Origin of the sequence: Pseudomonas sp. NY15374, assembly GCF_048068255.1 — a bacterium.
GTDB lineage: Bacteria > Pseudomonadota > Gammaproteobacteria > Pseudomonadales > Pseudomonadaceae > Aquipseudomonas > Aquipseudomonas machongensis.
This window is the reverse complement of record NZ_JBLUPZ010000002.1, coordinates 107,888-133,808: the sequence shown is the minus strand read 5'-3', so window position 1 is coordinate 133,808 and position 25,921 is coordinate 107,888. Positions and strand designations below refer to the sequence as shown.

Sequence of the window (25,921 nt, the reverse complement as noted above, 5' to 3'; positions counted from 1 at the left end):
TGGCTGTTCTCCATCAATGACTTGGCAAGCCATGGACCTCGGCGAAGCGGCAAAGGTTCTGGCCTGACCTCAAGCGTAATCCACTTGCTGGCGCTTTGCATGACCGGCATCAACGACGCTGTGTCAGGGTTTTTCACCCTTGCGTCGGCGCTGAGCGATGTCCGCAAGGCAGGTGTCCAGTGACTCCAGGTGGTCGATCACCGAGTGCACGCCCAGGCCGAACAGTTCGAGGGTAGCCTTGCCGCGGGCCAACTCCTGCTCCTGCGTGCTCATGGCTTGCCACCGGCTCGATGCCAGGTCGCAGGTTGGGCTGCAGGCGGCAAGGCCGACCGTCCACAATCCGGCGTTCAGGCCCGACTGCAACAGGCGCGGCTCGCCACTGACCAGCACGCAGCCATCGAGGCGATCGCTGTTCAATGACATCAATGCCTGCCAGCAAGCATTCGGTGAGGGCCATGGTGAACCGTTGGCAACCTGGCCGGGCAGCCAGTCGGGGAGCACGCGGGCAAGGTGCTCGCCCTGATGGTCGCTCAGGTCGTCCAGCCAGATGCAAGGTACTTGCTGGCGCCGCAGTTGTTGGAGAGTGTCCAGGGCACCTGGGGCGGGTAGGGGGCTGCCGTTCGCGGCCTGGACCAGGCAGCCGCGCAGGCCGAACAGCACAGCAGTGAGGGCGGGCGCTTCGTGCATGGCAACATCCCTGAAATACACCGCAGGCTAAACGCCCTTCATGACGGTCGGATGACAGTTGGAAGATGAAACTCTTGTTCACAAAATGTTGAACAAAGGTGTGTAATGCTGGCTGCCTGCCAGATTGCCTTTATACTGGCGTACTATCCAGCAGCGCCTTCAGGCGGCTGCCACCGTGAAATCCGATGGAGAAACATCTATGCAGAGGATCGGTGCCGGTGTGATCGAGCGAATCACCCAGGCCTGTGTCTGTGCCACTCTGTTGCTGGCGCCTGTGGCCGCCACCCAGGCGGCGACCGAGGAAGATCCCTGGGAAGTGGTCAATCGACCGATCTTCAGGTTCAACGACACCATTGATACCTACGCCCTCAAGCCGTTGGCCCAAGGCTATCAGGCGGTCACCCCGCAGTTCCTCGAGGACGGCATTCACAATGTCTTCCTGAACCTGGGCGACGTCGGCAACCTGGTCAACAATGTCCTGCAGCTCAAGCCTCGCGCGGCAGGCATCGACACGGCGCGGCTGATCGTCAATACCACGTTCGGCCTGGGCGGCTTCATCGACGTCGGCACCCGCATGGGGCTGCAGCGCAACGACGAAGATTTCGGCCAGACCCTCGGCTACTGGGGCGTGCCCAGCGGGCCATACGTGGTCATCCCGCTGCTGGGGCCGAGTACTGTGCGTGACGGCCTGTCCAAGTACCCGGACTCCTTCACCGAACCCTACCGCTATATCGATCATGTACCGACCCGCAACTCGATCTTCGCCCTGGACGTGATCGACACCCGCGCCAGCCTGCTGTCGGCAGAGAAGCTGATGCAGGGCGACAAGTACATCTTCATCCGCAACGCCTACCTGCAGAACCGCGAGTTCAAGGTCAAGGACGGGGAAGTCGAAGACGACTTCTGAGTCAGGCAAGCAGAAGAAGGCGACCGCAAGGGTCGCCTTCTTCGTTTTGGCGCAGTGTGAAAGTGATGCACCTGTGCGTTCAGCTTCTCCCTGATTGACGGCACAATGGCCGTCGTTCTCATTCTCAAGGGTGGCTGGCCCCATGGCGGCATTCAAGCGCTCCGATCTGGCGGACCTGAACGTATTTTTCACCATTGCACGTCGCGGCAGTTTCGTCGATGCCGCCAACGAGCTCGGACTGACCGCCTCGGCGTTGAGTCATACGATGAAGAAGCTCGAAGATCGCCTCGAAGTCCGCCTGCTCAATCGCACCAACCGCTCGGTCGCGCTGACGGCCGCCGGCAGCGACCTCATGCAGTCCCTGGCCCAGGGCTTCGAAGCCATCGGCCACGGCCTCAATGCCCTCGAAGACCACCGCAAGGCGCCCGTCGGTCGCCTGCGCCTGAATATTCCCCATGACGCCGGGCGCCTGCTGATCCTGCCGGTGCTTGATCGGTTCCTGTCGCGCTTTCCCCAGGTACACCTCGACCTGGTGATGGACGACCGCATGCTCGACATCGTTGCCGAAGGCTTCGATGCCGGCATCCGCTTCGGTGCAACCGTGCCCCAGGACATGATCGCCATCCCGCTGACCGGCGTGTTGCGCTGGGTTGTGGTTGGCGCGCCGACATATCTGGACAAGCACGGCCGACCCACATCGCCCGCCGAGCTCATGCAGCATCGCTGCATCCAGATGCGTATCGGCGACGATTCGGTCTACCCCTGGGAGCTGGGTGACGGAGAACGGCAGGTGCGCATCGAAGGGCCGGGGCCGCTGCGCCTGAACGCCAGCGACATGGCCATTGGTACCGCAGTTGCGGGGTTGGGCCTGGCGTACTGCCTGGAAATGCGCGTGCGCGAAGAGCTGCGCAGCGGTGCGCTGGAAGTGGTGATGCCGCAATGGGCCTCCAGCGACGAGCCGCTGGTGATGTACTACCCCAGCCGCCGCCAGACGCCACCCGCCCTGCGTCAGCTGATCGAGTTGATTCGAGCCGATCAGGGCCTCTCATGAGCCTAGTCTGACTAAATGATGAAAATGGTTCAGCATGGCGCTGAGTTCTTTTCTGTCTGAAGTTCGCGCGTTTGCTGATTGAATGGATTCAGCGGTGGTCGCGCCGACAGGCTGCGCACTGCCTAGCATGTAACCAGACCAAGAGGTGGACTTGATGACTTATTTTGCCGATCCCGGTCGCTATGAGGGCGCCATGCCCTATCGTCGTGTTGGGCGCAGCGGCCTGGTCCTGCCGGCCATTTCTCTGGGCCTGTGGCAGAACTTCGGCGGCGTGGATCAGTTCGAGACCGGCCGCAGCCTGCTGCGCCGTGCCTTCGACCGCGGTGTCACGCACTTCGACCTGGCCAACAACTACGGCCCGCCTGCCGGCTCCGCCGAAGAACACTTCGGGCGCTGGATGGCCCAGGATTTTGCCGCCTACCGCGATGAGCTGGTGATCTCCACCAAGGCTGGCTGGCACATGTGGCCGGGCCCTTACGGCGGCCCGACCGGCTCGCGCAAGCACCTGATCGCCAGTTGCGAGCAGAGCCTGCGACGCATGGGCCTGGATTATGTCGACATTTTCTATTCGCACCGGGTCGATGCCGACACACCGCTGGAAGAGACCATGGGCGCGCTGGCGCAGTTGCACCGCCAGGGCAAGGCCCTGTACGTGGGCATCTCCTCCTATTCGCCGGAGTTGACCCGCGAAGCTTCAGCAATCCTGGCTTCTGAAGGCGTGCCGCTGCTGATCCACCAGCCCAACTACTCGATGCTCAACCGCGATATCGAGCAGGGCTTGCTCGGCACGCTCGATGATCTGGGAGTCGGCTGCATTGCCTTCTCGCCGTTGGCCCAGGGCATGCTCACCGACAAGTATTTGCAGGGCGCGCCAAGCGAATCGCGCGCCACCCGGGGTGGTTCGCTGCCGTCGCGCATGCTCGGCGATGACAACCTGGCGCGAATCCGCGGCCTCAACGACATCGCCCAGGCCCGCGGCCAGACCCTGGCGCAGATGGCGATCGCCTGGGTGCTGCGTGATTCGCGGGTGTCCTCGACGCTGATCGGCGCACGTACGCTGGCGCAGCTCGACGACTCCCTCGATGCGGTGGGCAATCTGCAGTTCACCCCTGACGAGCTGGCCGCCATCGACCGTCATGCCACAGACGGTGGCGTCGACTTGTGGAGTGTGTCGTCGCACATCGGTCGTCGCTGAAACCTGATCTTTTCCAGACCTGCCCGCGAGTAGCCTCAGGCATTTACATCCTGTAATTGTCTGGCCGCTCAAGGGCTTTTCTATACCCAACCGTATGCCAAACGGCCCTGCCAAATAACCGCTGGTGATTAGCACAGCGAACTCGACCCTCGTATGCTTGAAACGCCCCGCGGATGGGAGTACCGTCTGCGCCTTACAGGGCACCACTGCGATTTGCCGGACAGGTTTTCTTGTCCTACACCTCAAAGAGAAGTGGTCACAGAGTATTCCAGTAGCCGTCCGTCGCCCTTGCCGATGTTCGCTACGCCAACCAATCGGCGCCGTTCGCCCACATGCAGAAAACCAGTGCAACGCTGCTGATCATCGATGACGACGACGTGGTCCGTGCAAGCCTCGCCGCCTATCTGGAAGACAGTGGCTTCAGCGTCCTCCAGGCCGGTAATGGCCAGCAGGGGCTCCAGGTCTTCGAAGAACACCAGCCCGACCTCGTGATCTGCGATCTGCGCATGCCGCAGATGGGCGGCCTCGAATTGATCCGCCGGATCACCGAGCACGCTCCGCAGTTGCCCGTGATCGTGGTATCCGGTGCCGGCGTCATGAGCGATGCGGTCGAGGCCCTGCGCCTGGGCGCGGCCGACTACCTGATCAAGCCGTTGGAAGACCTTGCCGTGCTCGAACACTCGGTGCGCCGTGCGCTCGATCGTTCGCGCCTGGTGCTCGAGAACCAGCGCTATCGCGACAAGCTCGAAGCTGCCAATCGGGAGCTGGAAGCCAGTCTGCACCTGCTGCAGGAAGACCAGACCGCCGGTCGCCAGGTGCAGATGAACATGCTGCCGGAAAAGCCGTGGACTGCGGGCGATCTGTCGTTCGACCACCAGATCATCCCCTCGCTCTACCTCTCCGGCGATTTCACCGATTATTTCCGCGTCGACGAGCGCCGTATCGCCTTCTACCTGGCCGACGTGTCCGGCCATGGCGCGTCTTCGGCCTTCGTCACCGTGCTGCTCAAGTTCATGACCACCCGCCTGCTGTTCGAATTCAAGCGCAACGGCAAGATGCGCGAGTTCAAGCCGTCGCAGGTGTTGGCGCACATCAACCGTGGCCTGATCAACTGCAAGCTGGGCAAGCATGTGACCATGGTCGGCGGGGTGATCGACGAAGACACCGGCCTGATGACCTACAGCGTCGGCGGCCACCTGCCGCTGCCTGTGCTCTACACCCCGGGGCAGGCCCGCTATCTGGAAGGCCGTGGCCTGCCGGTGGGGCTGTTCGATGAAGCCACCTACCAGGACCATGTGCTCGAGCTGCCGCCGCGCTTCAGTCTCACGCTCATGTCCGATGGCATCCTGGACCTTTTGCCTGGGGATACACTCAAAGATAAGGAAGCGGCCTTGCCGGAAATCGTCAAGACCGCGGGGGGCAGCCTGGACGGGCTGCGCCAACGATTCGGATTGGCTACGCTTGGGGAGATGCCGGATGATATCGCCCTATTGGTGTTGAGCAGGAACCTTCAATGAGTACCGGTAGAATCCAGTTCGCCGAGCAGAGCGGTACCTTCGTGCTGAAATTCGTCGGTGAAGTGCGCCTGACCCTGTGTTCGGCGCTGGATGCGACGATCGAGAAGATCTTCACCGCACTGAATTTCTCGGCCATCGTCATCGACCTGACCGAAACCGAAAGCATCGACAGCACCACCCTGGGCCTGCTGGCCAAGCTGTCGATCCTGTCGCGGCAGAAGGTCGGCCTGCTGCCGACCGTGGTCACCACCAACCCGGACATTTCCCGGCTATTGCAGTCGATGGGATTCGACCAGGTATTCAACATCGTCGACCGTCCGCTGCCATGCCCGGATTGCCTGAGCGACTTGCCATCGCAGGATCAGAACGAAGAAGTGGTGCGCTCCAAGGTGCTGGAGGCGCACAAGATTCTCATGGGCCTGAACGACTCCAACCGCGAAGCGTTTCGTGATCTGGTGAGTGCGCTGGAGCGTTCCTGATTCGGCACCAATGGCGCCCCGGGATCCGCTAGCGGTCCCTCTCACCACACCGCACGAACTCCGTCGCTTCATCGCCCTCGGCACTCAGCTGGACAACCCGCGCCGGCCGCCCCTGCTCGTCGAAGAATACCTGCCCCAGGCCCGCACCATTCCACAGCCGCTCCCCGGCCTTGCTTCGGCTTGGCACGCGCGGCACCACCTCCATCGATCGGCGCTGGGTGAACCAGTTGAGCGGCGAGCGCGGTGAGTACAGCCAGCGGTTCAGACGGTCGAGCACATCCAGCAGGCGCACTGGAAAGGTGTTCTTGATCCCGCTGCTGGTGACCTGCCACAGGTGTGGACTGTGTTGGCGGTGGCGGATCAGCACTTCGTAGACGAATGAATAATGCACGTCCCCCGACAGGATCACGTAGTGTCCCGGCGTGCGGGAATGGCGGAAGATATTCAGGATCACCTGAGCGGCGCCGCGATGGGCCATCCAGTTCTCGGCATCCACCAGCAGCGGGTAGCCCAGTGCAGTAAACACCCGCTGCACCGTCTCGATCAGCTTGACCCCGAAAATCGGCGCCGGTGACACGATGATCGCTGACGGATGATCGAGCAGGGCCTGCTGCAGTTCGCACAGCGCTTCCCAGTCAAGCAGCCCGGACGGCTTGCTCAGCTTGCGTTCGCTGCGCCAGCGTCGGGTGCGGGTGTCCAGTACGCGTAGCGGTGGGTCGCTGGGCAGGTCGTACTGCCAACCTTGGAAACGCAGCAGATCACCGATCAGTGTATCCAGAGCCTCACCGTCCAATGCGCCCTGCGGTGCATTTGCAGTCAGTGCCTGCAATCCCTCGACCAGTGTTGTGCAGCCCTTGGGGTCGTTGCCCCAGCCTTGGCACAGCAGGTAGCCGAGTAGGGCGTTGCCGATGATTCGGCGCGAGAAGGGGTGGCCATAGGCGGTCTGCTCCCATTGCGCCGACAGGTTCCAGTCATCGGTGATGTCGTGGTCGTCGAAGATCATCAGGCAGGGCAGGTGCGCCATGACGCGCGCCACCTGGCTCAGGCCGTCGCGGAACGCCTCGATCAGCGGCAGTTCGTCCTGGTAGCGCTGCTGGCGCGTGACAGAGAGCCCCTCGGGCGCCTCCAGCCCCACCAGTGTCCAGGGTATGGGCGACCAGACCAGCAGGTACATGGCCATGACCTCGGCGAAGGTCACCAGATGATTGTCGGCATTGCTCGACGAGAAGATCGGCTTGCGCTTGCCCCGGAAGAAACGCCGGCGCAGCGGCTCATTGCCCTGCTGGGCTGGCAGCAGGTCGGCGCGATGGTAGTAGCAGGCGGGATGACGATAGAGCGCCTGGCCGCTGTCGACCAGCGCGCCGTCGAGAGGCTCGTCGAACAGCTTCAGGCGTTCGATCAAGCCGTGGATGGCCTTGAGGGTGGGGCCGGCCACATCGTCGGCATACACCTGGTCGCCGGTCATCATCAGCAGTGCCGGGCGTTGTTCAGGGGGTGGGTTGTCGAGCAGCAGGCGGTCGGCGCAGAGCAGGCCGTCGGCGGCGGGGTGATGGGGTTTGCGGCACGAGCCGTGGAGCAATGGATCGATACGCTTGCGCAACACGAAGCTCGGACGACTGGCACCTGGGTACAGCAGGTGCGGCGCCCAGTCGGCGATGCTCTGATCATTGTCCAGGTGCAGGTCGTACTCCAGCAGCACATCTTCGGGCAAGGGCTGGTCGAAGTGCAGGTTCAGCAGGTGTACATGAGCATGTTCGCCGATGGCGACGACCTGGCACTCCAGTTGGCTGCCGACGTGCGGGCAGTCCAGCACGAGCTTGGGGTTCAGTGGTCGTGAAGCGACCAGCCAGATGGCCAGGCGTTGCGGTTCCAGGCGGCGCAGTACGGGGCCAGCGAGAACGAGGGGGAGGGTGGTGGTCATTGCTTCCATCTGTTGGGAGGCTGCCGGCCCCATCGCGGGACAAGCCCGCTCCTACAGCAGCACCTATTCCGTGGCAGGGTACATGCTTCTGTGGGAGCGGGCTTTTACCGCGATGGGCCGGCAGCTTCTTTTTCGAATACACAAACGCAAACGGGCGGGAAATACTCAGTACTTCCCGCCCGTTCCACAACTCGGATATGTGTCAGCCTTTGTCGGCCATCAACGCCTCGAGCTTCTCCTGATCGCGTGCAAACTGGCGAATGCCCTCGGCCAGCTTCTCGGTGGCCATGGCATCTTCGTTCATCGCCCAGCGGAACTGGCTCTCGTTCAGCACTTGCTTGGCTTCGCCGGTATTGCCCGGCTTGAGGATGCGCGGCAGCTCGCCTTGGTCGTCGCTCAGCTGTTGCAGCAGCTCCGGGCTGATGGTCAGGCGATCGCACCCGGCCAGTTGCTCGATCTGCCCGACGTTGCGGAAGCTCGCGCCCATGACCACGGTGTCGTAGCCGTTGGTCTTGTAGTAATCGTAGATGCGTGTCACCGACTGCACGCCTGGATCCTCGGCGCCGACGTACTCTTTGCCGGTGCTCTTCTTGTACCAGTCGTAGATGCGGCCCACGAACGGCGAGATCAGGAACACCCCGGCATCGGCACAGGCCTGGGCCTGGGCGAAGGAGAACAGCAGCGTGAGGTTGGTCTGGATGCCTTCCTTTTCCAGTTTCTCGGCGGCGCGGATGCCTTCCCAGGTGGAGGCCAGCTTGATCAGCACGCGATCCTTGGAAATGCCGGCAGCTTCGTACAGGGCGATCAGTTGGCGGGCCTTGTTCAGCAACGCCGGCTCATCGAACGACAGGCGGGCATCCACTTCGGTGGAGATACGCCCGGGGATGACCTTGAGAATGCCCGCGCCCACGGCCACCGCGAATTTGTCGCAGGCCAGGTCGACGTTGCCCTTGGCATCAGCCTTGACCTGTTTGAGCAGGTCGGCGTAACCCGAGATGGCCGCGGCCTTGAGCAGCAGCGACGGGTTTGTGGTGGCATCGACCGGCTTGAGGCGGGTGATGGCATCCAGGTCCCCAGTGTCGGCGACCACGGTGGTGAACTGCTTGAGTTGTTCCAGCTTTGAGGTCATGGGCGTGCTCTGTCCTGATGCTCTGTCCTGTGAGTGTCTTGACATTACCCGAGCCCTGGCGGCCACTCAAGGCCAAACACCGGCTAAGGCTATCCTGCATCATGCGGGCGCGGGCTGGCCCCGCGATGGCCACATGGCAGCCCCTGGATGGGGCATCGACTCCCCCTTCGAGTCCAGCCCCCGCCCAGGGTTCCCCTAGCGTCCGGCCAGCAACTCTGCCGCTTGCTCGACCACCTTCAGCGGCTCGGCCGCCTTGTGAATGTCTGCCGACAGCAACTGGCGGAACCGCCGCGCCCCCGGGAAGCCCTGGCCCAGGCCGAGGATATGCCGGGTGATGTGATGAATGGCCCCGCCACTCTCCACATGCGCCACCAGATACGGCATCAGCCGCGCCATCGCCTCGCTGCGCGTCACGACGGGCGCGTCGCTGGCGAACAGTTGTTGATCCACCTCGGCCAGCAGGTACGGGTTGTGGTATGCCTCGCGCCCCAGCATCACGCCGTCGAAGGTCTGCAGGTGCGTGCGGCATTCGTCGAGGGTCTTGATCCCGCCGTTGAGCACCAGCTCAAGGTCCGGAAAGTCCTGTTTCAACTGCGCCGCCACTTCGTAGCGCAGCGGTGGCACCTCGCGGTTCTCCTTTGGCGACAGGCCCTCGAGGATCGCGATCCGTGCGTGCACGGTGAAGCTGCGACAGCCCGCGTCGCGCACCTGGCCGACGAAGTCGCACAGCTCGGCATAGCTGTCGCGGCCATTGATGCCGATGCGGTGCTTGACCGTCACCGGAATCTCGACCGCGTCGAGCATCGCCTTGACGCAGTCGGCCACGAGCGCCGGGTGGCCCATCAGGCAGGCGCCGATCATATTGTTCTGCACCCGGTCGCTGGGGCAGCCGACGTTGAGGTTGACCTCGTCGTAGCCCGCCTCCTGCGCCAGACGAGCGCAGGCGGCGAGTTCAGCCGGATTGCTGCCGCCCAACTGCAGGGCCAGCGGGTGCTCGGACTCGTCATGGCGCAGGAAACGCGCCGCATCGCCGTGGAGCAGGGCGCCGGTGGTGACCATTTCGGTGTAGAGCAGGGCACGTTGGGAGAGCAGGCGCAGGAAGTACCGGCAGTGGCGGTCGGTCCAGTCCATCATCGGTGCAACGCTGAACCGGCGGGAGGGTTCAGGGCGCGTGGTTTGTGGGTTTGAGGCTTGTGAAGCAGTGCGTTCGTTCAACGTATTCAGTACCGATTACCGACAATTTTGTCGCGTTGTACCCTTCGCTCGGGGCGCTGTACCAACAGAGCCGCGACAGGAGGCGTTCAAGACGCCAGTTTACCAAGAGCACCAGGTATTTGCCTGTAGAGCCTTGCTTGCACCGGCCCCGGTGGTCAGTCCGTTAAGGAAACATTGCCTGCGAAACCGCCTACGGCCTGGACAGCTCCCCGCTGACTTTGCCGAGCATCCTCCTTACGATAGATTGTTCGCCTCAACCAACCCGCACCATGTCGAAATCCACAAACAGCCCGCACCGAAGGGAAGACTCATGCATCCATACGACATGCCCCAAGCCGAAGCGGAGAAGATTCACGTCGAAATCGCCAAACTGATGGCAGAGACTCGCAAGCTCAATGCCGAAGCAGGCAAATTGACCCGAGAAACCTTCTGGTACCCGATCGGCATCGCGACCGGTCTGGTGACAGCAGTGGCGGGCATCACCGCACTGACAATCAAGGTCTTTGCCTGAATCCCCAGCCCCGCAATCGCGGGGTTTCTTGCATCAAGGCCAATGGCCTGCATTTCATCAAATGGTCTACAAAGCTGGCGCCAGCGCCATCGATGGTCAAAGCTGCAGGTTCCCCTTGCATTGATAAAGGACTTCGCATGCCCATCCGACGCTCACCGATCGCCGCTGCCATCGCCTTGTCATTCCTGTCGTTTTCCGCCCTTGCCGCCAACCTGACTCCCGACGCTCTACTGAAAAAGGCCGAAGCCGAGCAGAAGGCCTATCTCGCCACCGTCAAGCAACTGGTCAATGTCGATACCGGAACTGGCCAGGCGCCGGGGCTGAAAACCGTCAGCGCCCTGCTGGTCGAGCGGCTCAAGGCGTTGGGTGCCGAGGTCAAGACCAGCCCTGCAAGCCCCTCGGCGGGCGACAATATCGTCGGCACCTTCAAGGGCACCGGCAGCAAGTCGTTCCTGCTGATGGTCCACTACGACACGGTGTTCCTGCCGGGCACCGCTGCCAAGCGGCCGTTCAAGGTCGAGGGCGAGCGTGCCTATGGGCCTGGCGTGGCCGATGCCAAAGGTGGTGTGGCGATGATCCTGCATTCGCTGAAGCTGCTGCAGGACGAGAAGTTCAAAGGCTTCGGCACCTTGACCGTACTGTTCAACCCGGATGAGGAAACCGGCTCCAGCGGCTCGAAGGCGATCATCGCGGAACTGGCGCGCAAGCATGACTACGTGTTCTCGTACGAGCCACCGGACAAGGATGCGGTGACGGTCGCGACCAATGGCATCAATGGCGTATTTCTCGAAGTGAAAGGCAAGTCTTCCCACGCAGGCTCCGCGCCTGAGGCTGGGCGTAATGCGGCCATGGAGCTGGCCCACCAGATGCTGCAGTTGAAGGACCTCGGTGACCCGGCCAAAGGCACCACGGTCAACTGGACGATGGTCAAGGCAGGCGACAAGCGCAACATCATTCCCGCCAGCGCCACGGCCGAGGCGGACATGCGCTACTCGGACCTGAGCGAAAGCGACCGAGTGCTGGCCGACGCGCAACGCCTGGTGCAGAAAAAACTCATCGACGGCACCGAAGTGACGGTACGCCTCGACAAGGGCCGCCCACCGCTGGCGAAGAACGCCGGCTCCGAGCAATTGGCGAAAACCGCCCAGGCGCTTTACGCGAAGATCGATCGCAATATCGAGCCGATCGCCATGCGTTTCGGGACCGATGCGGGCTACGCCTATGTGCCCGGCAGCGAGAAGCCTGCAGTGCTTGAAACCATGGGCGTGGTGGGGGCGGGGTTGCATGCCGATGACGAGTACATCGAGCTGTCGAGCATCGCGCCGCGGCTTTATCTGACAGTGGCATTGATCCAGCAGTTGTCCGAGGCGGCGAAGTAAGCGCGGGTAGGATCAGTTGGTTATAGTCCTGCGATCGCTGGCGATGCCGGTTTGATTTGCCGAGGTGTCTGCTTTGAGGGCAAGTCGGGGCGCCGAACTGCCGCCCCCCCACGGGGGGCGGGCAGTGCATTGCAGGCTTTATGGTTGCGGGCGGTTACTCAGGGCGACTGATTTCTGGCGACTTCCAGGTCGTTCATCAATGCTTTGGCCATGGCGCTCAGATACCTCAGGGCGACCATGGCCGCAGGCGTGATTGATTCATCACCCATTTCGCTCAGGTCGCGCACGCATCCCAGTAGTAGCGAGACTTCGTCGAAAGCCTGGCCGACGGGAATGCCGGGTTGCACGCGGAACATCCCTAGCGCAGTGGCGATGCCGGGTGTGGTGCCTTCATTCATCAGCGAACCTCTTTCACATCCGCCTCAGTGCATGTTCGATCAAGGCGCGAGCCGTTTCTGCGGCGTGCGCTGCGTTGGCGAGCATGTTCAGGCCAGGAGTACCGGCCAGGGCCCGGCAGTGTTCGTCGAGGGTTTCGCTGACGCCGCGCAACAGTTCGCTGGCGTGAGCCAAGGCGTCGGGCGGAATGAGGTCGGAATGGATGGAGAAGTAGAGGTTGTTGACGAGTTTGAGGCGGGGTGGATCGGGGACGATCTTTTTCATGGCTAACTCCCATTAAGCAAAGTAGCCACCTTCATCATCCCTCTCACAGGACAAGGGGGGCAGCGGTGCGTGGGGTGAGAGACCGGCGAGAGTTAGCAAAAACCGGCCAGGCAGAAGCCTGCCCACGCACTGCTGCCATAGCAGTGCCGCCAACTCTTCAGTAAAGCCGGGCTCTCACCCCCGGTCGCCATAGGGACGACCCGGGGAAATTAGCCCTGATGCTTATCTTCAACAACAGAGAAACGGCTGCGTGCTGCGTAGGATAATTCCCAGGTGGCGTTGAGCTGAAGTATTGGCGGAGAGATTCGGAATTTTCTGAGGGTGTAGTGGAGGGTAGCGGCGGTTCGGCGGCCCGGTTTGTCCCGAGAACACGGGCGTAGCCCGTGCCAGGGAGCGCGGTGTCTTTTTCGCGGGCAAGCCCGCTCCCACAAGGTCCGCGCAGGTTTTGAGAACCCTGTATCGCGGGGCTGCAGGCGCGGGCAGCCTTGCCTCAGCCGTAGGCGAAGTTGTACTCCTCGTCGCGATCTTCCTTGGTGATCGGCCCGCCGGTGAGGTCGTACTTGTCCAATACCGGCTTGAGTTCGCCGAAGAACTGGTCCTGCATCTTCTCGCGCTTGGCCACTTCGATGATCGGCAACACGATCCCGGCCACCAGCCCGAGCCCCGCCGTGGCCCAGCCCAGCACCCCGGAGAAGGCGCCGGCGATGGCGCCGACATCGGCCAGGCCGAACAGCCCCGCACCGCCTTCGATGATCGAGGTGATCGCTGCACCTGTACCCAGCGCGCCGGTGGTCAGCGAGAAGCCGGCCCCGACCTTGTCACCGGCGAAGGCGCTGTTGACGCCGCTGATCAGGCCCAGCACGCCGCCGATGAAGCTGCCCGCACCGCCGATGACCTTGCCCAGGTTGCCCAGGCGGTTGATACCGTCGGTGTTCTGCACCATCTTGCCGGTCGGGAACTCGCCGATCGGCGCAGGTTTGGACGGGTCGACCGGGGTGGGTTTCCAGACCATGCCATAACCGGCTTCCTTGGCGTACTTGGTGCCGCCCTCAATGATCAGGCCGGCGAACTGCATGCCTGCCGAAACCCGCGAGGCGTTGTCGGTCGGGCTGTTGCCACCGGTGGCGGAACGTGCGGCCAGCACACCACCGGCGAGCAGGGCGCTGCCGATGTGCAGCAGGCCTTGCTTGTAGGATTCGCTGACATTGAGCTTCAGACCGTCGATCGACTTGGGCAGGACGTCGCTGATCTTCTCGCCCTGGCGGTTGGTGTCCCACACCGAGCGCAGCATCGAGATCACATCCTGCGGGCGGATCGGCGCACCGCTGGAGTCCTTGAACATGTCTGGATCGTCGGCCATGGCCTTGTCGATGATGGCCTTGGCCTTGTTTTCATCGAAGTTGCCGCTGCCGTCGCCAAAGATATCCTTGAGCGTGGTGTTGTCGGCACCGTCGATCAGCGAATCGGACACCGCCTGGTTGATGCGCTGGCCGACCTCGGAGGCCTCCTGCGGCGTCACCTTGTCGCCGAGGAACTCTTTGAACAGCGCGGCGTTGGAAGCGTACTGGCCGATGACGGTCATCGGGTCGCCACCCTTGGATAAGCCGTCCTCCAGGTCCTTGCCGTTGAGGATGTGCTCGCGGAAATACTGCTCGATATCCCCGGACTTGCCCGACTTGTCGGCGATCGATGCCAGGTCGACGTTGCCGTCGCCGCCCAGGGCGAGGTCGGTCAGGGTGGCATCGGTACCGGCCAGGGCGAGGGCATCGGGCAGCGAGAGCGGGTTGCCGTTGCCATCCTTGGTGGCCAGGGCGGTGTTGATGATGTTGCCGCTGTTGATCTGGCTGTCCTGGCTGTGCTGTAGCGCTTTCTTCATCGCCGGGTCGGCGTTGATGATGTCGCGCATGCCCGGGCCCTGGTTTGCGGCCATGTAGGCCTTGACGTCCGCGTCGTTGCCCAGCTTGGAGATGGCATCGTCCAGTTGCTTCATGACCTTGGACTTGGTCGGGTTGAGGTGGTACTGGCTGTCGGCGGTGATGCCGGCATACAGGTCGCCGTCGACCTTGTCGCTGGCCTGCAGGCGCGCACGCGCGTCGGTGATCTCCAGCATGGCCGCGGCCTTGGTCTTGCCGTCGTAGTTCTCGGGGTGCTCGAGCACGTCCTTGGTCAGCTTGGAGGTGTCCACGCCCGCCAGAGAGCCGCGAATCGAGGCGTTGCTGAGCATCATCAGCACGCCGTGGTCGTCCTTCGGCGCCTGGTTTTCCAGCCAGGCGCCGATGTTCTTCTGCTGGACGATGCCGTCGGAGGAGGCGGTCGCGGGGTGGTCGCCGGCCGAGTCCATCACGTGCCACATGCCTGGGTTGGACCAGTAACCGGCAGCGCCTGTCAGCTCGGGGCTCAGGCCGCTGTCGGACTTGATCGCGTTGAGGTTGTCGGTGGTCAGGCTGCCGTTGTTGGCGCGCTGGTTGGCGCCTTCCATCTGCGGGCCAGCGCTGCTGACCAGCGAGATGTTGGCCATGACGATGGCTGCGGACTTGGCGTTTTCCTTGGCCAGGTCGGAAGCGCCCGGGTTTTTCGAGAGAAACTTCGAATAGGAAGAGGAGGCAGCCGACAGGTCCTTGTTCTGCTGGCTGATGAACTTGTCGACATCGGCGTGGGTGATGACGCCATCGCTCTTGCCCAGGCCGCCGCTGTCTAGGGCGTTCATCAGGCTCGGGCTGCCCGCCAGGTACTTGAGCGTGGCCTGCGCCTCGGGCGGCAGGTCGCTGGGTGGGTTGGCGAAGTCGATCTTGCGGTCGTGCAGGCCCCATTTGTCCCAGTTATCGCTGAGCATCTTGGATGCGGCGCGCGGACGCTCCAGGTCTTTTTCGGCCTGGGTGGGCTTGTCGCCGCCCTTGTTGCCGGTGATGGTGTCCCAGTCGCGCACACCGCTGGCGTACTTGGAGTTGTCGATCCAGCTGGTGTCGACCGCGCCGTCGACACCGAAGATGCCGTTGGACGCCTTGCTCATCGAGGCATAGAGATCCGGGCTGATGCCTTGGGAGACGATGATCTTCTCGCCGCTTTCGGTTTCGTAGCGAATCAGGCCGTGGCCCAGTTCCTCGGGCGTACCGATGGCCTTGATGCCATCGGCGGGCTCGTCGGCCCTGGCCAGGCGATAGCCTTCCTGCTCGCTCTTGTTGATCAGGGTGAGGGCTTCGCCGTCGGACTTCACCTGGTCGAACAGGGCATGGTTGGTCTCGTTGGCGACGATCACCTTGTCGCCGGACTGGGTTTCGTAGCGAATCAGGCCGGGGCCGACCTCGTCGGCAGGGCCGATGAACTTGTAGTCGTCCATGCCCGGTGGCACATCGCCGGCCTGGGCGATGCGATAGCCCTCGGCCTTGCTCTTGTTCAGGGCGTCCACGGCGTCGGTCTTGCTGGCCATGCCGTCGAACAGGTAGGGGGTCATCTGCTTGATGATGACGATGTCGCGGCCGTCGCGGGTCTTGAGGTCCAGGACGTTGTCGGAGAGCTTGGTGATCGAGGCGATGTTGGCCAGCGGGATGCCGGTGTTGCCGATATCGGCGAGGTTGGGATCGTTGAGGTGCTTGATGACTTCCGGGTCGTTAGTGGCCAGTGCGGCGGCGATTTCCGCTTCCTTCTTGTTGTCGACCGCGGCGGCGACGACGAAGCGTTTGTTGCCGGCCGGCGTGGGGTCTGGCGTGTCCTTGAAGTTGGAAAGCGAGCGGGTGACCGCGGTTTCGAAACGAGCGAGGGGATTGTCCGAGGACGTTGTGCCAGGGGCGTCGGTGTTCGAGGTTTTCATGGGGCCGGACCTAGTGATACAGGAGGATTCCGACGATAAGGAGGCAATAAGTCATATTTGTTTCAAATTGTAAAAGAAACGTGCGAAGCGTGAATTTATTATCGTTTTCACGCGTTTGCTAAATGAGGTGATTGCCCCGGCGGAAGTTGTGAATTTAATTGCCTGTCAAGTGAAGTGTTGTTTGGTAAATCGCCATTGTTATCGGCAAGCTATTAACTAAGTGAAATGTTGTGAAATTACTCGTAACTATCTTTCCCTGATTGGCACTGCGCTTGTGGAGGTGAGCTTATGTGCAATCTCGCATGCGTCGGTTTCAGGATGTGCCCTGTCGCTTGCGCGCTATCGTTTTCGGCCAACGGTGCCATTCTTATCAGGATGTCCGAGGACCGAGTGCGCACAGACGCACCGGCTTGGACGAGGAGGGCGACCGTGATCCTGTGACCGTGACAGGCCCGGAACGCCACAGCAGAACACCGCCGGACACCTGCCCGCACCTTCGGGCGGATCCGGGTTGCCGAGGTCCGCTGTATGCCTGAAGAGACGCTTGACCTGCCCTTGATCCAGCGTGTGCTGGACAACCACAAGGAGGTGCCCGGCGCGCTGTTGCCGATCCTCCACGCCATCCAGCAAGGCCTGGGCCATGTACCCGATGAAGCAGTCCCCGAGATCGCCCATGCGCTGAACCTCAGCCTCGCCGAGGTGCGTGGGGTGATCAGCTTCTACCATGATTTCCGCACTTCGCCCCCGGCACGCCATACCCTGCGCCTGTGCCGCGCCGAGTCGTGCCAGAGCCGCGGCGCCGAAGCCCTGGCCGCGCAGCTGCGCGAACAGCTTGGGCTGGACGACCATGGCACCACTGCAGATGGAGCGTTGAGTCTGCGCCCGGTGTACTGCCTCGGCGCTTGCGCCTGCTCGCCAGCGCTGGAGCTGGACGGGCAGGTGCATGCGCGGCTCACGCCCGAGCGTCTGCAGGCTTTGGTGGACAGCTGCAGGGTGGGGGCGGGCGCATGATCAAGCTGTGTATTTCCTGCGATTCGCTGGCTCGCGCAGTGGGCGCCGACCAGCTCGCCGAGGCGTTCGAACGTGAGGCCGCGAAGCGGCAACTGCCGCTGCAGATCCAGCGCACCAGCTCGCGTGGCCTGTATTGGCTCGAGCCATTGCTGGAGCTGGAAAGCGCCGAAGGGCGCCTGGGCTTCGGGCCGGTCATGCCCGAAGACGTGCCGGGCCTTCTGGAGGCCCTGGACAAAGGGGCTGAGCATCCACTGGCATTGGGCCCTGTCGAACAGATCCCTTACCTGAAGACCCAGCAGCGCCTGCTGTTTGCCCGCGCAGGCATCACCCGGCCATGTTCGCTGGACGACTATCAAGCCCATGGGGGCTTCGAGGGCTTGCGCAAGGCTGCATTGATGGACGGCGATGCAGTGGTTGCCGCGGTTCTGGATTCCGGCCTGCGTGGCCGAGGCGGGGCTGCGTTTCCAGCGGGTATCAAATGGCGCACCGTGCGCCAGGCACCGGCCGGGCAGAAGTACATCGTCTGCAACGCCGACGAAGGCGACTCCGGCACCTTTGCCGACCGCATGCTGATGGAAGGCGATCCGTTCCTGCTGATCGAAGGCATGATCATCGCCGGCCTCGCGGTTGGCGCTAGCAAAGGCTATATCTATGTGCGCTCCGAATACCCGGACGCCATTCGAGTGCTCAACGAGGCCGTCATGCTGGCGCGCGAGGCCGGTTATCTGGACGTCACCGGCAGCGGCGTGGCCTTCGAGCTCGAAGTGCGTGTGGGGGCTGGTGCTTATATTTGCGGCGAGGAAACGGCGCTGCTGGAGTCGATCGAAGGCAAGCGCGGCATCGTGCGCGCCAAGCCGCCGCTGCCGGCGCTCGAGGGCCTGTTCGGCCAGCCGACGCTGGTGCATAACGTCCTGACCTTGGCTTCTGTGCCGATCATCCTGGCAAGAGGTGCAGCGTTCTATCGCGACTTTGGCATGGGCCGTTCGCTGGGCACCTTGCCGTTCCAACTGGCGGGCAACGTGCGCCAGGGCGGGTTGGTCGAGCGTGCCTTTGGCCTGACCCTGCGTGAGCTGGTCGAGGGGTATGGCGGTGGTACCGCCAGTGGTCGTCCGCTGAAAGCTGCGCAGGTCGGTGGCCCGCTGGGTGCCTGGGTGCCGCCGTCGCAGTTCGATACGCCGCTGGACTACGAGGCCTTCGCTGCCATCGGCGCGATGATCGGCCATGGTGGTGTGGTAGTCGCCGACGACACGCTGAACATGGCCGGCATGGCGCGTTTCGCCCTGCAGTTCTGCGCCGAGGAATCCTGCGGCAAGTGCACGCCCTGCCGCATCGGGTCGACCCGCGGCATGGAGGTGGTGGATCGCCTGATCGCCAGCAGCGACCCTGCTGCGCGCGAAGACCAGGCGCACCTGCTGCGCGATTTGTGCGACACGATGCAGTACGGCTCGCTGTGCGCCATGGGCGGGATGACCGCTTACCCGGTGGCCAGCGCCCTCAAGCACTTCCCCGCCGATTTCGGTCTGGCCAGCTCGGAGGCCGCACAATGATCAACTATTTCGACCCCGCCAACAGCGACATCGACCTGGGCACGCCTGCCCGCGACAGTGAGCTGCAGGTCAGCCTGAACATCGACGGCCGTGCGATCAGTGTCCCCGCAGGCACCTCGGTGATGCGCGCCGCCGCGCTGCTGGGCACCAGCATTCCCAAGCTGTGCGCCACCGACAGCCTCGAAGCCTTCGGCTCGTGCCGCATGTGCATGGTCGAGATCGACGGTATGCGCGGCTACCCAGCTTCATGCACCACGCCGGTCAGCGAAGGCATGGTGGTGCGCACCCAGACGCCGCGCCTGGCCGACCTGCGGCGCAATGTCATGGAGCTGTACATCTCCGATCACCCGCTGGACTGCCTGACCTGCTCTGCCAATGGCAGCTGCGAGTTGCAAACGGTCGCCGGCCAGGTGGGCCTGCGCGAGGTGCGCTATGGCTATGACGGCGCCAACCATCTTGACGAGGCCAAGGACGTCTCCAACCCGTACTTCGACTACGAGCCCAGCAAGTGCATCGTCTGCAGCCGCTGTGTGCGTGCCTGCGAAGACATTCAGGGCACCTTCGCCCTGACCATCAGTGGTCGAGGCTTCGAGTCGCGGGTGGCAGCGGCCGGTGGCGAGAATTTCCTCGCCTCCGAGTGCGTGTCGTGCGGCGCCTGCGTGCAGGCCTGCCCGACAGCGACCCTGACTGAGAAGAGTTTGGTCCAGCTCGGCCAGCCGGAGCGTGCGGTGATCACCACCTGCGCCTATTGCGGGGTGGGCTGCTCGTTCCGCGCCGAGATGAAGGGCGATCAACTGGTGCGCATGGTCCCGGACAAGAACGGCGGCGCCAACCACGGTCACGCCTGCGTCAAGGGGCGCTTCGCCTGGGGCTACGCCACTCACCCGGATCGCATCACCACGCCGATGATCCGCAAGCGCCTTGAAGACCCATGGCAGGAAGTCAGTTGGGATGAGGCGCTGGCCTATGCCGCCAGTGAGTTCCGACGCATCCAGCTCAAGTACGGACGCGACTCGATCGGCGGTATCACCTCCAGCCGTTGCACCAACGAAGAAGCCTATCTGGTGCAGAAGCTGGTGCGTGCCGCCTTCGGCAACAACAACGTCGACACCTGCGCGCGGGTCTGCCATTCGCCGACCGGTTATGGCTTGAAGCAGACCCTGGGCGAATCGGCCGGCACCCAGAGCTTCGACTCGGTCATGCAGGCCGACGTGATCCTGGTGATCGGCGCCAACCCGACCGACGCTCACCCGGTGTTCGGCTCGCAGCTCAAGCGCCGCCTGCGCCAGGGCGCGCGGCTGATCGTCATCGACCCGCGCCGCATCGACCTGGTCGACTCGCCCCACGCCCGCGCCGAGCTGCACCTGCAGCTGCGTCCGGGCACCAACGTCGCCATGCTCAATGCCTTGGCCCATGTGATCGTCGATGAAGGGCTGCTCGACCAGGCCTTCATCGACGCGCGCTGCGAGAGTGCCGAGTTCACGCGTTGGCGTGAGTTCGTCAGCCTGGCCGAGAACTCACCCGAGGCGCTTGGGCCGATCTGCGGCGTGCCTGCCGAGCAGATCCGCGAGGCGGCACGGTTGTATGCGGGCGCTGGCAATGCGGCGATCTACTATGGCCTGGGCGTCACCGAACACAGCCAGGGCAGCACGGCGGTGATGGGCATCGCCAACCTGGCCATGGCAACCGGCAACATCGGTCGCGAAGGCGTGGGCGTCAATCCGTTGCGTGGTCAGAACAACGTCCAGGGCTCGTGCGACATGGGCTCCTTCCCCCACGAATTGCCGGGCTACCGGCATATCTCCAACGAGACCGTGCGCAGTGAATTCGAGCAGGCCTGGGGCGTGACCTTGCAGCCTGATCCTGGTCTGCGCATTCCCAATATGTTCGAGGCCGCGCTCGATGGCAGCTTCAAGGCGCTGTACTGCCAGGGCGAGGATATCGCCCAGAGTGACCCGAACACCCAGCACGTCACTGCGGCACTGATGGCCATGGAGTGCGTGGTAGTGCAGGACATCTTCCTCAACGAAACCGCCAAGTTCGCCCATGTGTTCCTGCCAGGCAGCTCGTTCCTGGAAAAGGACGGTACCTTCACCAACGCCGAACGCCGCATCTCGCGGGTGCGCAAGGTGATGGAGCCGCTGGCCGGCAAGGCCGACTGGGAGGCGACCGTGGCCCTGGCCAATGCCTTGGGCTATCGCATGGACTACCGGCATCCGTCCGAGATCATGGACGAGATCGCCCGCCTGACGCCGAGCTTCCACCGCGTCAGCTATGCCGAGATCGACCGCCATGGCAGCCTGCAATGGCCGTGCAACGAAGCCGCGCCCGACGGCACCCCGACCATGCACATCGACCAGTTCGTGCGCGGCAAGGGGCGATTCATGCTCACCGGTTATGTGCCCACCGACGAGAAGGTCAATGCCCGTTATCCGTTGTTGCTGACCACCGGCCGCATCCTCAGCCAATACAACGTCGGCGCCCAGACCCGTCGCACCCACAACGTTGCCTGGCATGATGAGGATCGCCTGGAGATCCACGCCAGCGATGCCGAAAGCCGCGGCATCCGCGACGGCGACTGGGTTGGGGTGGGCAGCCGTGCGGGGCAGAGCGTATTGCGTGCGCGGGTCAGTGCGCGGGTGGCGCCGGGCGTGGTGTACACCACCTTCCACTTCCCCGAGTCCGGTGCCAACGTGATCACCACCGACAACTCCGACTGGGCCACCAACTGCCCAGAGTACAAAGTCACGGCCGTCGAGGTGGTGCGGGTGTTCCAGCCCTCGGAATGGCAGAAGCGCTATCAGCATTTCAGTGACGAACAGCAGCGCTTGCTCAAGGAGCGACGCCAGGTCGAAGGACAGGAAAAAGTCGAGGTCCGCCGATGAGCAGTGACAACCTGGTCAGGATGGCCAACCAGATCGCCCACTACTTCGACAGCGAGCCGGACCGGGCGCTGGCGGTGCAGGGGGTGAGGCAGCACTTGCAGAGTTTCTGGACCCCAGCGATGCGCCGGCAGTTGAGCGAATGGAGCGAGGCCCATGCGGGGGAGGGGCTCGATTCGAAGGTGCGGGAGGCGTTGGGGTAACGTGCGCGGTGGTGCCTGTGGGAGCGGGCTTGCCCGCTCGCACAGGGATTGGGCTGGACTTTAGATCCTGAACAAGACAGTTGTCCCTACACGGATCGAGTCGGATTCGTTGCATGTGCGATCGAGCCGGCACGCCCAACATGAAACCTCCGTCATCTTCGCCAGCCCCGGCCGGTGCTAGGCTCGAGTAAATACTCGCCACGGAAACCCCACCATGGAAATGAACTGGCACCAGGCCCTGCAAGAGAGCCTGAGCTGGCTTGCAGTCGCTTCATTGATCACCCTTGTCGGCTTCACCGCCGCCGCTTTTCTGGCGGTGCGCTTTACTCGCTGGGGCCAGCAGTTCTGGCAACTGGCAGGCGATTACTTCAGCTTCAGGCGCAGTTGGCGTCCGCTGTTGGTGTTTGCCCTGCTGCTGTTCCTGGCGCTGTTCTCGGTGCGCATGAACGTGCTGTTCTCGTTCTGGTACAACGGTTTCTATAGCGCCCTGCAGGGCCTGGACCAGACCGCGTTCTGGTACCTGCTCGGGGTGTTCGCGGTACTGGCGACCATTCATGTGCTGCGTTCTCTGTTCAACTACTACGTCACCCAGTCGTTCAACATCCATTGGCGGGTTTGGCTGACCGAGCGCCTGACCGCCGACTGGATGCATGGCGATGCCTACTACCGCGGGCAGTTCCTCGAAGAACCGGTGGACAACCCGGACCAACGTATCGAACTGGACGTCAACGCCTTCGTTACCGGCTCGGTGTCGCTGGCCCTCGGGGCAGTGAGTGCGTTGGTCTCGCTGGTTGCCTTCACCGGTATTCTCTGGGGGCTGTCGGCGCCGCTGACAGTGGCTGGAGTCGAGGTGCCGCGGGCGATGGTGTTTGCGGTGTACGTCTATGTGCTCATCGCCACCTGGATCGCTTTCCGCCTCGGGCGGCCGTTGATTCGCCTGAACTTCCTCAACGAAAAGCTCACGGCGAACTTTCGCTACGCACTGATGCGCTTGCGCGAGAACGCCGAGAACATTGCCTTCTACCAGGGCGCGCAGGTCGAGCGGGGCACGTTGCTCGGGCGTTTCTTCGCCTTGATCGGCAATGTCTGGGCACTGGTCTGGCGGAGCCTGAAGTTCAACGGTTTCAACCTGGGTGTCAGCCAGGTGGCGGTGGTGTTCCCGTTCATCCTGCAGGCGCCGCGCTTTTTCAGCGGAGCGATCAAGCTGGGTGATGTGATGCAGACGTCGCAGGCGTTCGGGCAGGTGCAGGATTCGTTATCGTTTTTCCGGGAGTCCTACGACACCTTTGCCAGCTACCGCGCGACCCTCGATCGTCTCACCGGTTTTCTCGATGCCAACCACCAGGCCAGCGAGCTGCCGCACGTGGCAACCCGCGAGCTGCCGCGGGCCCTGGATATCGCGGGTTTGCAGGTGCTGCGCCCGGATGGCCATCGGTTGATTGCCGACCTGAGCCTGAACCTGCAGGCCGGGCAGGCATTGCTGATCAAGGGGCCTTCGGGCAGCGGCAAGACCACGCTGCTTCGAGCCCTGGCGGGATTGTGGCCTTATGCAGAAGGGGCGGTCGCGAGGCCTTTGGGGGAGCAGGCGCTGTTCCTGTCGCAGCGGCCTTACCTGCCGTTGGGGGATCTGCGCACCGCCATCGCCTACCCGGCCCAGGTCGGCCAGGAGCAGGATGCACGGATGCAGCAGGCATTGCGGCAAGTGAACCTGGCGCATCTGGCCGAGCGCCTGGAGGAAAGCCGCGACTGGACGCGCATCCTGTCGATCGGCGAGCAGCAGCGCCTGGCGTTTGCCCGGGTATTGTTCAACCAGCCGCATGTGGTGTTTCTCGATGAGTCCACTTCGGCGATGGATGAAGGTTTGGAACATGCCTTGTATTCGCTGCTACGCAACGAAATGCCGGAAACCTTGCTGGTGAGTGTCGGGCACCGCAGCACGCTGGCTGGCTTTCACAGCCACCGGCTGGAGGTCGATGGCAAGGGTGGTTGGGCGTTGTTCGAGCAGGACGCGGTGGTGCTGTCCTGAGTATCGGCAGCAGATGAAAAAGCCCCCTGGCATCGCTGCCAGGGGGCTTTTTTACATGCGGCGCGGGCCTTACATGTTGGGGTAGTTAGGGCCGCCGGCACCTTCTGGGGTGACCCAGGTGATGTTCTGCGACGGATCCTTGATGTCGCAGGTCTTGCAGTGCACGCAGTTCTGCGCGTTGATCTGGAAGCGCTTGCTGCCGTCTTCCTGGGTGACCACTTCGTAGACCCCGGCCGGGCAGTAACGCTGGGCCGGCTCGTCGTACAGTGGCAGGTTGGTGGCGATCGGCACGTTCGGATCGGTCAGCTTCAGGTGGCAGGGTTGTTCCTCTTCATGGTTGGTGCTGGAGAGGAACACCGAGCTGAGCTTGTCGAAGCTGAGCTTGCCGTCGGGCTTTGGGTAGTCGATCTTTTTCGCGTCGGCAGCCAGCTTCATGCAGGCGTAGTCGGGCTTGGTGTCGTGCAGGGTGAACGGCAGCTTGCCGCCGAACCAGTTCTGGTCGACATAGTTGAACGCAGCGCCGAACAGTGGCCCGAACTTGTGCATGGCCGGGCCGAAGTTGCGGCTGGCGTACAGCTCTTCATACAGCCAGCTGGCCTTGAACGCCTCGACATAGCTGTTGAGGGCGTCGCCACCTTCGCTGCCGGCGAACAGGGCATCGGCCACTGCATCGGCGGCCAGCATGCCGGATTTCATCGCCGTGTGGCTGCCCTTGATCTTGGCGAAGTTCAGGGTGCCCAGGTCGCAGCCGATCAGCGCGCCGCCGTTGAACACCATCTTCGGCAGCGAGTTCAGGCCGCCCTTGCAGATGGCGCGGGCGCCGTAGCTGATGCGCTTGCCGCCTTCCAGGTACTGGCTGATCACCGGGTGGTGCTTCAGGCGCTGGAACTCGTCGAACGGCGACAGGTAGGGATTGGCGTAGGACAGGTCGACGATCAAGCCAACTACTACCTGGTTGTTCTCCAGGTGGTAGAGGAACGAGCCGCCGGTGTTCTCGGCGCTCACCACATCCAGCGGCCAGCCGGCGGTGTGCACCACCAGGCCTTGCTCGTGCTTGCTCGGGTCGATCTCCCAGATTTCCTTGATGCCGATGCCGTAGTGCTGCACGTCGGCTTCGCTGTCCAGGTCGAAGCGCTTGATCAGCTGCTTGCCGATGTGGCCGCGGCAACCTTCGGCGAACAGGGTGTACTTGGCGCGCAGCTCCATGCCGGGGGTGTACAGGCCGTCCTTGGGCTGACCTTCGCGGTCGACACCCAGGTCGCCGGTGACGATGCCACGGACTACGCCGTTCTCGTCGAACAGCGCTTCCTGGGCGGCGAAGCCCGGGTAGATTTCCACGCCCAGGTTCTCGGCCTGCTGGGCCAGCCAGCGGCACAGGTTACCCAGCGAGATGATGTAGTTGCCCTGGTTGTGCATGGTCTTGGGCACGAACAGGTCCGGCACCTTGACCGAACTGCCCTGGTCCTTGAGCACATAGATGTCGTCGCGCTTGACCTCGGTGTTCAGCGGGGCGCCGAGTTCTTTCCAGTCGGGGAACAGCTCGTTCAGCGCGCGGGGTTCGAAGACCGCGCCGGAGAGGATGTGGGCGCCGACCTCGGAGCCTTTCTCGACCACGCAGACGCTGATCTCGTTACCGGCTTCGGCGGCCTTCTGCTTCAGGCGGCAGGCGGCAGACAGGCCCGCCGGGCCTGCGCCGACGATGACCACGTCGAATTCCATGTATTCGCGTTCCACAGGTTCTCTCCTACTCAAGGCTCATCGCGTTGCTTGTCTTATGGGTGTCGGATGCCCGC

Annotated in this window: 20 protein-coding genes; 12 read left to right on the top strand and 8 right to left on the bottom strand. The window is 63.1% G+C overall.

What is annotated here, in order from left to right; translation table 11 throughout:
* Positions 1-123: 123 nt before the first annotated feature.
* The gene (locus tag ACNFHO_RS04940; RefSeq protein WP_414154024.1) at positions 124-687 is read right to left on the bottom strand and encodes a phosphonoacetaldehyde phosphonohydrolase-related protein; all 564 of its coding nucleotides are present in this window, start codon (positions 685-687) and stop codon (positions 124-126) included.
* 199 nt (positions 688-886) lie between these two features.
* Here ACNFHO_RS04940 and ACNFHO_RS04935 point away from each other — a divergent pair, with 199 nt between their 5' ends.
* From ACNFHO_RS04935 to rssC, 5 genes are all read left to right on the top strand, one after another.
* Entirely contained in the window at positions 887-1,594 is a 708-nt protein-coding gene (locus ACNFHO_RS04935) for a VacJ family lipoprotein (protein WP_416765493.1), read from the top strand.
* 142 nt (positions 1,595-1,736) lie between these two features.
* Positions 1,737-2,645 carry a LysR family transcriptional regulator gene (locus ACNFHO_RS04930; RefSeq protein WP_416765491.1) on the top strand — a complete coding sequence of 303 codons (909 nt, stop codon included), beginning with the start codon at positions 1,737-1,739 and terminating at the stop codon, positions 2,643-2,645.
* A gap of 154 nt (positions 2,646-2,799) precedes the next feature.
* Positions 2,800-3,840, top strand: coding sequence for an L-glyceraldehyde 3-phosphate reductase (mgrA, locus tag ACNFHO_RS04925; protein ID WP_416765489.1), 1,041 nt, complete (start codon positions 2,800-2,802; stop codon positions 3,838-3,840).
* A gap of 332 nt (positions 3,841-4,172) precedes the next feature.
* Positions 4,173-5,357: a two-component system response regulator RssB gene (rssB, locus tag ACNFHO_RS04920; RefSeq protein WP_054894423.1), complete on the top strand. Its 1,185-nt coding sequence runs from the start codon at positions 4,173-4,175 to the stop codon at positions 5,355-5,357.
* A complete protein-coding gene (rssC, locus tag ACNFHO_RS04915; RefSeq protein ID WP_054894422.1) occupies positions 5,354-5,836 on the top strand; it encodes an anti-sigma factor antagonist RssC in 483 nt (160 codons plus the stop codon). The genes rssB and rssC overlap by 4 nt, the downstream gene beginning before the upstream one ends.
* A gap of 28 nt (positions 5,837-5,864) precedes the next feature.
* Here rssC and ACNFHO_RS04910 read toward each other — a convergent pair whose 3' ends face one another.
* From ACNFHO_RS04910 to dusA, 3 genes are all read right to left on the bottom strand, one after another.
* The gene (locus tag ACNFHO_RS04910) at positions 5,865-7,757 is read right to left on the bottom strand and encodes an alkaline phosphatase D family protein (protein WP_416765487.1); all 1,893 of its coding nucleotides are present in this window, start codon (positions 7,755-7,757) and stop codon (positions 5,865-5,867) included.
* A gap of 202 nt (positions 7,758-7,959) precedes the next feature.
* Positions 7,960-8,886: a transaldolase gene (gene tal / locus ACNFHO_RS04905; protein WP_063545613.1), complete on the bottom strand. Its 927-nt coding sequence runs from the start codon at positions 8,884-8,886 to the stop codon at positions 7,960-7,962.
* Between the two features lie 195 nt (positions 8,887-9,081).
* Positions 9,082-10,101 (bottom strand): tRNA dihydrouridine(20/20a) synthase DusA, encoded by a 1,020-nt coding sequence (gene dusA, locus ACNFHO_RS04900; RefSeq protein WP_416765485.1) that lies wholly within the window; start codon positions 10,099-10,101, stop codon positions 9,082-9,084.
* A 325-nt stretch (positions 10,102-10,426) separates the two neighbouring features.
* Here dusA and ACNFHO_RS04895 point away from each other — a divergent pair, with 325 nt between their 5' ends.
* Positions 10,427-10,612, top strand: a complete 186-nt coding sequence (locus ACNFHO_RS04895; RefSeq protein WP_081255346.1) for a hypothetical protein — start codon at positions 10,427-10,429, stop codon at positions 10,610-10,612.
* A 137-nt stretch (positions 10,613-10,749) separates the two neighbouring features.
* Positions 10,750-11,991: a M20/M25/M40 family metallo-hydrolase gene (locus ACNFHO_RS04890; protein WP_200602819.1), complete on the top strand. Its 1,242-nt coding sequence runs from the start codon at positions 10,750-10,752 to the stop codon at positions 11,989-11,991.
* 158 nt (positions 11,992-12,149) lie between these two features.
* Here ACNFHO_RS04890 and ACNFHO_RS04885 read toward each other — a convergent pair whose 3' ends face one another.
* From ACNFHO_RS04885 to ACNFHO_RS04875, 3 genes are all read right to left on the bottom strand, one after another.
* Entirely contained in the window at positions 12,150-12,389 is a 240-nt protein-coding gene (locus ACNFHO_RS04885) for a DUF3077 domain-containing protein (protein WP_416765483.1), read from the bottom strand.
* A 13-nt stretch (positions 12,390-12,402) separates the two neighbouring features.
* Positions 12,403-12,651: a hypothetical protein gene (locus tag ACNFHO_RS04880; protein ID WP_063545599.1), complete on the bottom strand. Its 249-nt coding sequence runs from the start codon at positions 12,649-12,651 to the stop codon at positions 12,403-12,405.
* 490 nt (positions 12,652-13,141) lie between these two features.
* Positions 13,142-16,459 (bottom strand): type III effector HrpK domain-containing protein, encoded by a 3,318-nt coding sequence (locus ACNFHO_RS04875; RefSeq protein ID WP_416765481.1) that lies wholly within the window; start codon positions 16,457-16,459, stop codon positions 13,142-13,144.
* A 528-nt stretch (positions 16,460-16,987) separates the two neighbouring features.
* Between ACNFHO_RS04875 and ACNFHO_RS04870 the strand changes: the two genes are divergently transcribed.
* From ACNFHO_RS04870 to ACNFHO_RS04850, 5 genes are all read left to right on the top strand, one after another.
* On the top strand, positions 16,988-17,470 hold the full coding sequence (locus tag ACNFHO_RS04870; protein ID WP_416765479.1) for a formate dehydrogenase subunit gamma: 483 nt from the start codon (positions 16,988-16,990) through the stop codon (positions 17,468-17,470).
* The gene (locus tag ACNFHO_RS04865) at positions 17,467-19,017 is read left to right on the top strand and encodes a formate dehydrogenase beta subunit (RefSeq protein WP_414154010.1); all 1,551 of its coding nucleotides are present in this window, start codon (positions 17,467-17,469) and stop codon (positions 19,015-19,017) included. The genes ACNFHO_RS04870 and ACNFHO_RS04865 overlap by 4 nt, the downstream gene beginning before the upstream one ends.
* Entirely contained in the window at positions 19,014-21,902 is a 2,889-nt protein-coding gene (gene fdhF, locus ACNFHO_RS04860) for a formate dehydrogenase subunit alpha (protein WP_416765478.1), read from the top strand. The genes ACNFHO_RS04865 and fdhF overlap by 4 nt, the downstream gene beginning before the upstream one ends.
* A complete protein-coding gene (locus ACNFHO_RS04855) occupies positions 21,899-22,102 on the top strand; it encodes a formate dehydrogenase subunit delta (protein WP_414154008.1) in 204 nt (67 codons plus the stop codon). The genes fdhF and ACNFHO_RS04855 overlap by 4 nt, the downstream gene beginning before the upstream one ends.
* Before the next feature lie 214 nt (positions 22,103-22,316).
* On the top strand, positions 22,317-24,128 hold the full coding sequence (locus tag ACNFHO_RS04850) for an ABC transporter ATP-binding protein/permease (protein WP_063545595.1): 1,812 nt from the start codon (positions 22,317-22,319) through the stop codon (positions 24,126-24,128).
* A 69-nt stretch (positions 24,129-24,197) separates the two neighbouring features.
* Here the strand turns inward: ACNFHO_RS04850 and ACNFHO_RS04845 are convergent, their stop codons facing one another.
* A complete protein-coding gene (locus ACNFHO_RS04845) occupies positions 24,198-25,862 on the bottom strand; it encodes an electron transfer flavoprotein-ubiquinone oxidoreductase (RefSeq protein WP_063545594.1) in 1,665 nt (554 codons plus the stop codon).
* Positions 25,863-25,921: the final 59 nt, after the last annotated feature.